The organism is Cupriavidus sp. DL-D2 (genome assembly GCF_039710735.1).
Taxonomy (GTDB): domain Bacteria; phylum Pseudomonadota; class Gammaproteobacteria; order Burkholderiales; family Burkholderiaceae; genus Cupriavidus.
In genome coordinates this window covers 1-7,913 of sequence record NZ_JBDKXK010000003.1, presented here as the reverse complement: position 1 = coordinate 7,913, position 7,913 = coordinate 1, and the positions used below count along the sequence as shown (strand labels likewise).

General features: G+C 60.8%; 8 protein-coding genes. 5 read left to right on the top strand and 3 right to left on the bottom strand.

Annotation, left to right across the window (positions count from 1 at the left end; all coding sequences use genetic code 11):
- Positions 1 to 30: 30 nt before the first annotated feature.
- Positions 31 to 225: a hypothetical protein gene (locus ABDB81_RS02885; RefSeq protein WP_346809702.1), complete on the bottom strand. Its 195-nt coding sequence runs from the start codon at positions 223 to 225 to the stop codon at positions 31 to 33.
- 32 nt (positions 226 to 257) lie between these two features.
- Between ABDB81_RS02885 and ABDB81_RS02880 the strand changes: the two genes are divergently transcribed.
- Complete coding sequence (locus ABDB81_RS02880; protein ID WP_346809700.1) at positions 258 to 881, top strand: L,D-transpeptidase; 624 nt, start codon at positions 258 to 260, stop codon at positions 879 to 881.
- Positions 882 to 1,196: 315 nt separating this feature from the next.
- Here ABDB81_RS02880 and ABDB81_RS02875 read toward each other — a convergent pair whose 3' ends face one another.
- On the bottom strand, positions 1,197 to 1,418 hold the full coding sequence (locus tag ABDB81_RS02875; RefSeq protein ID WP_346809698.1) for a hypothetical protein: 222 nt from the start codon (positions 1,416 to 1,418) through the stop codon (positions 1,197 to 1,199).
- Positions 1,419 to 1,989: 571 nt separating this feature from the next.
- Between ABDB81_RS02875 and infA the strand changes: the two genes are divergently transcribed.
- The 3 genes from infA (at position 1,990) to ABDB81_RS02860 (ending at position 3,961) form a co-directional block, all read left to right on the top strand.
- Positions 1,990 to 2,211 carry a translation initiation factor IF-1 gene (infA, locus tag ABDB81_RS02870; protein ID WP_008641674.1) on the top strand — a complete coding sequence of 74 codons (222 nt, stop codon included), beginning with the start codon at positions 1,990 to 1,992 and terminating at the stop codon, positions 2,209 to 2,211.
- 194 nt (positions 2,212 to 2,405) lie between these two features.
- Positions 2,406 to 2,882, top strand: a complete 477-nt coding sequence (locus tag ABDB81_RS02865; RefSeq protein ID WP_160472667.1) for a histidine phosphatase family protein — start codon at positions 2,406 to 2,408, stop codon at positions 2,880 to 2,882.
- A gap of 233 nt (positions 2,883 to 3,115) precedes the next feature.
- Positions 3,116 to 3,961: a GNAT family N-acetyltransferase gene (locus ABDB81_RS02860; RefSeq protein ID WP_137924197.1), complete on the top strand. Its 846-nt coding sequence runs from the start codon at positions 3,116 to 3,118 to the stop codon at positions 3,959 to 3,961.
- 78 nt (positions 3,962 to 4,039) lie between these two features.
- Here ABDB81_RS02860 and ppx read toward each other — a convergent pair whose 3' ends face one another.
- Positions 4,040 to 5,572 (bottom strand): exopolyphosphatase, encoded by a 1,533-nt coding sequence (gene ppx / locus ABDB81_RS02855; protein WP_137924198.1) that lies wholly within the window; start codon positions 5,570 to 5,572, stop codon positions 4,040 to 4,042.
- Positions 5,573 to 5,692: 120 nt separating this feature from the next.
- Between ppx and ppk1 the strand changes: the two genes are divergently transcribed.
- Positions 5,693 to 7,813, top strand: a complete 2,121-nt coding sequence (ppk1, locus tag ABDB81_RS02850) for a polyphosphate kinase 1 (protein WP_137924199.1) — start codon at positions 5,693 to 5,695, stop codon at positions 7,811 to 7,813.
- Positions 7,814 to 7,913: the final 100 nt, after the last annotated feature.

Genomic DNA, 7,913 nt, shown 5'->3' with positions numbered 1-7,913 from the left:
TTTGGGATCAGAGGGTCGTAGGTTCGAATCCTATCGCTCCGACCATATTTGCAGTGGTAAGAGGCAGTTGAAAAAGGGCTCACGCTGAAAGGCGTGAGCCCTTTTTTCTTGCCATGCGTTGGCGCCTTTGTAGATCCAGAGCACTTCACCGCCAAATTCAGATTTCTGCGATAGCTTCTCAAAGCGATTTCCGCGATACAGGATCACCTTGTCCTCTTGGGACATTGGATCTCCTTCCGTCACCGGAATTTCGCGATATGAGCTCCATCGAGTCTGAACTTCGGAATAACAGCATCCTTAGGCGCCAATACGAAGAACTGTTCAACGAGCGGTTTGGCTATACGCTCCATCGTCCCAACTCCCCTCATGACATCGTCAAAATGCTGCGACTGGATGACTTGGCGCTCGACATTCATCGACGCGAGGCGACGCTACGCTTTGACGGCAGAGCCCTTCAATGGATCGAAGACGGTGAAGTGACACGGCGCTGGCCAGCCGTATCCGGACGCCCTGGATATCATGGCAAAGAACATCAGCACACTAGGGAATTAGGGCCGCTTCCCGAGGGAAGATATTCCGCACTCCAGGATGACTTCCAGCGATGGGAGGAAACGAACATTTTCAACCGCGCTGCCTGCCTTCTTCGTCTCATCAACATCAAGGCGGGGCGGTGGCCTGGCTGCACCCGAGCATGGGGCACCAGGCGTATCGGTTTAGAACCCCGCGCTGGAACCAAAGTGTTTGGCCGGAGCAATTTCACAATTCACGGTGGCTCCTATCCCGGTTCGGCCGGATGCATCGACCTGACCAGCTCCATGGAATCCTTCGCCAAGGAGTTTTTGTACTATGCAAAAGACATGGAACTGGAAGTCCGCTATTAGGATCCTGGCCGCCAGCGGCCTGGCTGTCATTGCGGTTATTGTGCTGGCGGAAATGTGGGGAGCATGGTCGGTTCCCGATGCATATCCTTTTGGCGCAGAGGGACCCGCTGCCGCAATGTGGTCGTACCGATCCCAGGCAAATTATCTTCTCGCATGCCTTGGACTCTGGCTGAGCTGCCTGCTGGCCATTTGGGGGTTGCTCGCCAGGAGACACGGTACATGGTCGCGTTGGATCTGTGCAATGCCGCTAGTCGTTTCCTGGGCGCTGATGGCAGCAGACGGCTCCCGGCTTGCGCCTTAAGAAACGAAAGCCCATTACGCAGTCTCCGGCGTCACATAGCGAGGCGACTGATCCTGAGTCCGGGCCACCACAACCGGCGCCTCCAGCTCCTCGATATGCGCCTCCAGCAGTCGCATCTGTTTGCGCAAATCGGCAGCCCTGAACAAGTCCCAGACCGCGCAAATGGCGCCGACGCCATACCATTCGATCGGCGCGCCCAGAAAGATGCAGGCCAGCAACGCGAAAATCGCGCTCATTGTGTTTTCCCCGTATTCCGTATCGTTTTAATATCAATGCTCGCGGGAACCCCCGGGCGCCGCGATTCTGCCCCAATGGCATTACGGAAACCACCACGGGTTTCTCGTCCAGACGGTGGATTGCGGCGAGTTGTCCGCTTCCAACCATGACGATGGATGGCCTGCCTGCCGTTGTCGGGCCTGCGAAAACTGGGATCGACGTGCTACAATCGCGCGTCAGTTCGGGGTATCTGAGCATGCCCTGTAACCGGGAGCACGCCGCCTGGCATGCTTGAAATTTCCCGGAAACACCTTGCCCGCTGTCCCCGTGATGTCACGTCCGCGCCGTTTGCTTGCGCGGCTGCTTGCGGCAAGGCAATCGTCTGGGAAATCCGCGCCCCGTCACGATTTACCTGACCCGTCCGGTTGAAGTGCGTTTAGCCTCCAGCCTGACCCGTCGACTTGCCTTCGTTTGGTTGTGCGCGGCTGCCGCCCGATGCGGCGATGCCTGTGCCGCACGGCAAGCCCTGGCGCCTACAGGATACTCACTAACTTCATGCAGCCACGGCTGGCTGCCAGAAAGGAAAACAGATTGGCTAAGGAAGAACTCATTGAATTTGGTGGCGTGGTTTCGGAAGCCCTGCCCGATAACCGTTATCGCGTCACGCTGGAAAACGGTGTGGAAATCTGGGCGTACGCCTCGGGCAAGATGCAGAAGCACCGCATCCGCATCCTGGCCGGTGACCGCGTCACCCTGGAAATGTCGCCGTACGACCTGACCAAGGGCCGTATCAATTTCCGCCACAAGTCCTGAGTTCGCCGGCTCGGTTCTGATGGACGATGCCCCGCTGACACGCGGGTGACATCGCCACTGCCGACACTGACGGGCTACCCGTGGGTCATGCGCCCTGGGTAGCCCGTTTTGTTTTTTGTCGCCGTATCTTGCGGCCGCCGGGACGCCTCACCATACTCGAAACACCCAAGGAAGCCCGAGGAATTCCCTCCCTTATGAATCTGATTCTGTGGCGACATGCCGAAGCAGAAGACTTGCCGGATGCCCTGAGCATCTCGCGCAGCGCCGATTTGCAACGCCCTCTCACGCGCCGCGGGCGCAAGCAAGCCGAGACCTCGGCAGCATGGCTACGCGCCCACCTGCCCGCCGACTTCCGCGTGGTTTGCAGTCCGGCATTGCGCACACGCGAGACGGCGGCCGCGCTGTCGGGCAACGTGGAAATCATCGACGCCCTTGCACCTGGCGCCGATGTGGGTGCAGTGCTGGCTGCCATCGACTGGCCACAGGGGCACGAGCACACGGTGATCGTGGGTCATCAGCCATGGATTGGCCAGCTATGCAGCCTCCTTCTGGCGGGCCAGGAAATGAACTGGAGCGTGAAGAAAAGCGGCATCTGGTGGCTGGCCGGACGTACGCGCGAGAGCGAGGCGCAGGTGGTGATGCGCGCAGTGATCCAGCCCGATTTCCTCTGAACGTCCTCCCCTTCCGAGACGAAGCCTCATCGGAAGGCTCGTCATCGTTTCGCCACAAGATCGTCACTTTCGGATTTCGGCCATAGCCTGCAACGCAGGTGTGGCCTAAGGTGAACACACACGCGCCCCTTGCCGATTTGACGGTCACGGAATGGTCATCATCGGTTCACGGCGCTGTCACCCGGCCTCTCTACATTGTTTCGAAGCCGTTTCGTCACCAAAAGGACATACTGATGCGAGACCTTCCGACGCCTACCCAGCCGCTTTTCGACTCCTTGCCCACTGGCCTTTCCGGCCAGTCGGCGCGGAGGCGTCTTCCTCGTCAGCCAGCACAACACCAAACCCAGATTCAAGCTTCGGCGCCTGCTTTCAGCGTGGCGTGGGCACGTCACCAGGACGAAGTAACGGAGGCCCAGCGCCTGCGCTACAAGGTCTTTGCCGAGGAAATGGGTGCTCGGCTGAATTCGTCGTCTGCAGAAACAGACGTCGACATGTTCGATGCCTACTGCGACCACCTGATCGTCCGCGATCAGGAAACGCTCAAGGTAGTAGGCACGTACCGCGTACTGCCGCCGCACCAGGCCAAGCGCATTGGCTGCCTCTACGCCGAATCCGAATTCGATCTCGTCCGCCTGGCGCATCTGCGGCCGAAGATGCTCGAACTGGGACGCTCCTGCGTGCATCGCGACTATCGTTCGGGCAGCGTGATCATGGCGCTGTGGGGTGGACTGGGCGAATATCTCCAGCGCTACAACCTCGAATCGATGCTTGGTTGCGCCAGTGTGCCGATGAGCGATGGCGGCCACTATGCAGCCAGCCTCTATCGCCAGTTCGCCGAGAAGTCGCTGGCGCCGATCGAATACCACGCCTTCCCGCGCCTGCCCCTGCCGGTGGACGACCTGAACCAGACGCTCGACGTGGAACCGCCGGCACTGATCAAGGGTTATCTGCGCCTTGGCGCGAAGATCTGCGGTCTGCCCGCATGGGATCCCGACTTCAACGTCGCAGACTTCCTGACGCTGCTCCGGGTACGCGATATGAACCCGCGCTATGCACGGCACTTCCTGGGCTTGAAGTAAGCCGCACTGGCATCGAAGAAACGGCAACGGCGACCATTCGGTCGCCGTTTTTCATTTCCCTTCCCGATATGGCCGAGGTCAGACGTACACGACCTTGTACCGCTTGCCAACCCGCTCCCACTCGTCGGCTTCCTGCGCGAGGCTGTACTCGACGAGCGGATTGGACTCGATCCAAGCCTTCGGCAATCGCACCTCGAAGCCCTCGTCGAGTTCATCGGAACGCTGCTTCACCTGGATGTCCGGCAGCTTCATGTCGCCACGCCGGCGGCACAGAACAAACGCCAGACGCAGGCTGAACAGCATGCGCCAGTCCACGAACCTGCCGCTGCCCGACAGCTTGCCAAGCTTGCCCGCATGGCCCAGCAACAGGGTGGCAAGGCGCGCCTGATCGGTCTTGGAGAAACCCGGCATGTCCGCGTGCGTGGCGATATAGGCCGAGTGCTTGTGATATCCGCTATGCGAGATCGACATGCCGATCTCGTGAAGGCTCGCCGCCCATCCCAGCAGGGCGAGATTGTCTTCGCGGCGCTCGTGGCGCGGCTCCGGAAACTGCGCAAGGAGTTCGCGCGCAGCGTGTCCCACTCGCGTCGCCTGCGCGCGGTCCGTGGCGTAGCGGCGCATGAACTGGTCCACCGTCACGGTGCGCATGTCTTCGTGGTGGCTGCGTCCGAGCAAGTCATAAAGCACACCAAGACGCAGCGCGCCGTCGGTCACGTCCATGCGGTCGATATCGAGTTCGGCAAACACGCCGAGCATGATCGACAGCCCGCCCGGCAGTACCGGAATGCGGTCGGCCTTCAGGCCGGTCAGCTTCACGCGATTGGTATTCTCGGCCTTGATCAGCGCGCGCTTCAAGCGCTCCAGCCCTTCCCGCGTGATGCCGTGCTCGGACGGACTCTCATTCATCCCGTTGAGTTCGATCAACTCGGCCAGCGCACGCGCCGTACCCGAGGACCCCACCGCTTGTTGCCAGCCCGCCGACTTGTACTGGCGCACCAGCACCTGAATCTCGCGACGCGCGGCAAGTTCGGCCTGCTTCATCGCATACTCGTCGACATTGCCGCTCGGAAAGAACTGGCGGCTATGCGAGACGCATCCGATATACAGGCTTTCCATCAGCTTGGATTGATAGCCGCTGCCAATGATGAACTCGGTGGAGCCACCGCCGATATCGACCACGAGTCGGTTACCCTGGCAAGCCGGCGCATCATGCGAGGCACCCAGATAGATCAGCCGGGCTTCTTCCCGTCCGGCGATCACTTCGATGGGGAAACCCAGCGCATGTTCGGCTTCGATCAGGAAATCCGAGGCGTTCTTGGCCACACGCAGCGTGTTGGTGGCCACGGCCCGCACCTGCTCGGGTGCGAAGTCGCGCAGGCGGTCGCCAAAGCGGCGCAGCGCGTCGATGCCGCGTCGGCGCGCGGGCTGGTCGAGGTATTTGTCCGGCGTCAGGCCAGCAGCCAGGCGCACCGGCTCGCGCAGGGCATCGACCTGGAAGATCTGACTGGCCGGGCCGGACGCGGTCGGGGTCTCATCCACCCGCCCGATCATCAGGCGGAAGCTGTTGGAGCCCATATCGACGGCGGCCAGCAAGCGAGGAGTTTGTGTCATTGCGTACGTATTGCACAGGATGAGCCCCATCGGAACCCAGGGGCCAAAACCTGAAAGATTATGTCTCTGTCATGTCCACATCATGACAAAATCAAAGTGTCATCAATTTGACACGATTCTATGAAAAAGTCGCCATATCGCCAAAATAAGGTCATTGACATGTCGACGACACCGCCCGGCACGCTGTTGAACCGCGAGCTGGGCATTCTGGAATTCAATTCGCGCGTTCTTGCGCAAGCCGCCGACCCCAATGTTCCGTTGCTGGAAAGGCTGAAGTTCATCTGCATCGTGTCCAGCAATCTGGACGAGTTCTTCGAGATCCGCATGGCCGGGCTGAAGGAACAGTTGCGGGATAACGCGTCGGGCCTCACGCCCGACGGCCTCTCGGTCCAGCAGGCCTACCAGCTTGTCACCGAGCGCACCCAGCGGCTGGTGGCCTCGCAGTATGACATGCTGCAGAACGTGATTTTCCCCGCGCTGGAGAAAGAGGGGGTGTTTTTTCACCTGATGAACACCTGGACCGATGCACAGCGTGCATGGGCTCATGATTTCTTCGTGCGCGAACTGGGACCGGTGCTGACGCCGATCGCACTGGACCCCGCCCATCCCTTTCCGCGCGTACTCAACAAGAGCCTGAACTTCATCGTCGAGCTCTCAGGCAAGGATGCCTTTGGCCGCAATGCTGACCTGGCCATCGTACAGGCACCGCGCGCCCTGCCCCGCGTGGTCCGCATGCCCGAAAAGCTGTCCGGATACGCATACGGCTTCGTGATGCTGTCGTCATTCATGCAGGCGTTTGTCCACGAACTGTTTCCCGCCATCGACGTGCAGGGCTGCTATCAGTTCCGCGTGACGCGCAACTCGGACCTCTTCGTGTCCGAGGACGACATTACCGACCTGCGCGAAGCCCTGCAGGGCGAACTGCCCACGCGCCATTTCGGCGACATGGTGCGGCTGGAAGTCTCGTCGGACACGCCGCCCGCGCTGTCGCGTCGCCTGCTGCTGGAATCCGGGCTGACCGAGCAGGACTTGTATCGCGTCAGTGGTCCGGTGAATCTGGTGCGGTTGATGCAGATTCCCGACCTCGTGGATCGCCCTGCCCTGAAATACCCGCCGCACGTGCCGGCGCCTGTGAAAGCGTTCCCGCCAGGCGCCAATATGTTCGACGTGATCCGGCAGCGCGACGTGCTGCTGCATCATCCGTACGAGAGTTTCTCGTCGGTGCTGGACCTGTTGCAGGCTGCCGCCAACGATCCGAACGTAGTGGCGATCAAGCAGACCGTGTACCGCACCGGCAATGAATCGGCCGTCATGGAAGCGTTGATGACCGCCGCCCGCAACGGCAAGGAAGTCACGGTCGTGGTGGAGTTGCTCGCGCGTTTCGATGAAGAAACCAACATCAACTGGGCAGAACGGCTCGAATCCGCTGGCGCCCATGTGGTCTACGGCGTGGTCGGCCACAAATGCCATGCGAAGCTGTTGCTGGTAGTGAGACGCGAACCCGCCGGGCCCAAGGCCAAGCAGGTGGTGCTGCGCCGCTATGCCCACCTTGGCACCGGCAACTATCATCCGCGCACCGCACGCCTCTACACCGACTTCGGGTTGCTGACGTCGAATGAAGAGGTCTGCGAAGATGTGCATCATGTGTTCCAGTTGCTCACGGGCACGGCCGGCACGATCCGGCTGAACCACCTGTGGCAGTCGCCGTTCACGATGCACAGCAACCTGATCGACCATATCCGCGCCGAGGCCCGCCATGCGCGAGCCGGCAAGCGCGCGCGCATCATCGCCAAGATGAACGCCCTGCTGGAGCCGACGATCATCGACGAGCTCTACAAGGCGTCGCGCGCAGGCGTGAAGATCGACCTGATCGTGCGCGGGGTCTGCGCACTGCGTCCTGGGGTGCCAGGACTATCGGAAAACATCACGGTGCGATCGATTGTCGGGCGGTTCCTGGAACACCACCGCGTCTACTATTTCCATGCGGGTGGTGACGACGTGCTCTATCTGTCGAGCGCCGACTGGATGGACCGCAACCTGTTCCGCCGCGTGGAAGTCGCCTTCCCCGTGCTGGACCGCACGCTGAAGGCACGGGTCATCAAGGAAGGGCTGCAGGTGCATCTGCGCGACAACGCGTCCGCCTGGATCATGCAGCCCGACGGCGAATATGTACGCAAGCCATCGCGTGCCAAGGCGCAGCGGGTAAGCCAGATCGAGTTGCTGGCGACGTTTGGGAACTAACGGAAGGGATTGTGTTTGTTCCCCTCTCCCACACAGTGGGAGAGGGGTTGGGGGAGAGGGTCGGCAGTCCAAGTTGCCATCGTTGGCAAGCAGAACCGCC